The following is a 2,001-nucleotide window of genomic DNA, read 5'->3' as shown; positions in this document are numbered from 1 at the left end:
AGAAGCATTCCAATTGAAGTTATAATCTTCTGAATTACCAGAAGCAAGAACTCTTTCATTGAAAGATGCTATGTCAAAATCTGCAACTTCATCGGCACAATAAATTGCCTCTACATCTTTAACCTCTGGATCTGGATTTACATAAATGGTTAAATGAGCTTCACTGTTGCAGCCGGTTGTAATTCGAGTAACCACAACGTCGAACTCATTAGTCGTTTGTAATCCTCCATCAGCAGGAATATTCAACGAAGAAGCACTCCAATCAAAGTTATAACCTTCTGAGTTACCAGAAACCATAACTTTTTCATTAAAAGAGTTTATATCAAAATCTGCAGCTTCGTCAGCACAATAAGTATACTCAACATCATTAACTGCGGGATCTGGATTAACAATAATAGCAACTAAAGACTCACTGGTACTGCCTGTATTTTCATCCGTAATAACAACATTGAAAATACTTGTTATAGCCTCATCTCCATCCTCAGGAATAGTTAATACACCTCCCCATTCATACGAATATCCAGACGTTAAACCAGAAACCATCACATCATCATTAAACGAAGTAATATCAAAGTCCTTGGTTTCATCGGCACAATAAGTTGCTGATGCAGTTTGTACATCAGGATCTGGATTGACGGTAATGTTAACTATGGTTTCACTAGTACAACCTGTAACTTCATCAGTAACAACGACTGTAAAGGTACTTGTAGTAATCACACCTCCATCATCAGGAATAATCAACGTACCTTCCCATACATAAGTATATCCTGTTGTATTTCCAGAAACCATTATATCATCGTTAAAAGAAGTAATATCAAAATCGACTACTTCATCTACAAGATAAGTGACATTAACCACCTGTAAATCAGGATCTGAATTAACCGTAATAGTTACTTGTGACTCGCTTGTACAACCTGTTTCATCATCAGTAACAACAACATCGAAAACACTTGTTGTACTATCACCCCCATCCTCTGGTATAATTAATGTACCATCCCAGTTAAATGAATAACCAGACGTAGAACCTGAAACCATGACATCATCATTAAACGAAGTGATGTCAAAACCTTCAGTTTCATCTGCACAATAAGTAGCCTCCACATTTTGAACCTCCGGATTTGGATTTACTATAATTATTGCTGATCCTGTAACGAAATTTTCACAAATAGTAGAACTTGCATCCTTTACACTTACTAGACTATATTCAAATATTCCGGCAATATCTGTAGGTGCATATAAGGTAGCTATACCGGAATTATCAGATTGAATTTCCTGAATTGTTCCTCCATTTAAAGTGTAAGCATAAGTATAAGGAGCAGTTCCATTAGTTCCAATAAAAGTGATTGCCGGACTTTCTGATTCCAAACATACTTCAGCACCACTGCCTATTGATGCTGTAGATAATGGATTGACTGTTATTGAAAGCGTTACTACACTAGTACATCCTGTTAATGAATTTATTACAGTTACCACAAAGTCTGTTGTTATTGATGAATCACCATCTCCAGGTATCGCCAATGTTGCATTTCCCCAATCAAATTCGAAGGCATTAACATCCTGCCCAACAACTAAAAGATCATCTTTATACTCCTCAATATTAAAGTTTGATGTTGCTTCATCTGCACAATAGATGCCTGTTGCATTCTGAACTTCAGGATCAGGATTAACGGTAATTACAACCTCAGTCTCGCTGGTGCAACCTGTAACTTTTTCAGTTACCACAGCGCTAAATGTAGTTGAGACTGGTAAACCACCATCGGCTGGAATAACCAAATCACCTGTCCAGACAAAGGTATAATCATCTACATTTCTTGAAGTTAGGATATCATCATTGAAGGTATTGATATCAAAATCTGCTGCCTCATCAGCACAATATACTGCTGAAGTAGCTTGTAAAGCTGGATCCGGATTAACGGTAATTACAACCTCAGTTTCGTTGGTACAGCCTGTTGCTTTATCGGTTACAACAACACTAAATGTAGTTAAGACTGGTAAACCACC

1 protein-coding gene is annotated in these 2,001 nt (G+C 37.1%); it reads right to left on the bottom strand.

Going from position 1 to position 2,001, the window contains the following annotated elements:
• Positions 1 to 2,001, bottom strand: a 2,001-nt coding sequence (locus tag OM075_RS24915) for a hypothetical protein (RefSeq protein WP_301193276.1), incomplete at both ends; no start/stop codon positions are given.

The sequence above is a fragment of the Plebeiibacterium sediminum genome, assembly GCF_026013605.1.
Classification (GTDB): domain Bacteria; phylum Bacteroidota; class Bacteroidia; order Bacteroidales; family Marinilabiliaceae; genus Saccharicrinis; species Saccharicrinis sediminus.
Note: the sequence above shows the minus strand (reverse complement) of the source record. Positions and strands in the feature narration are given on the sequence as shown.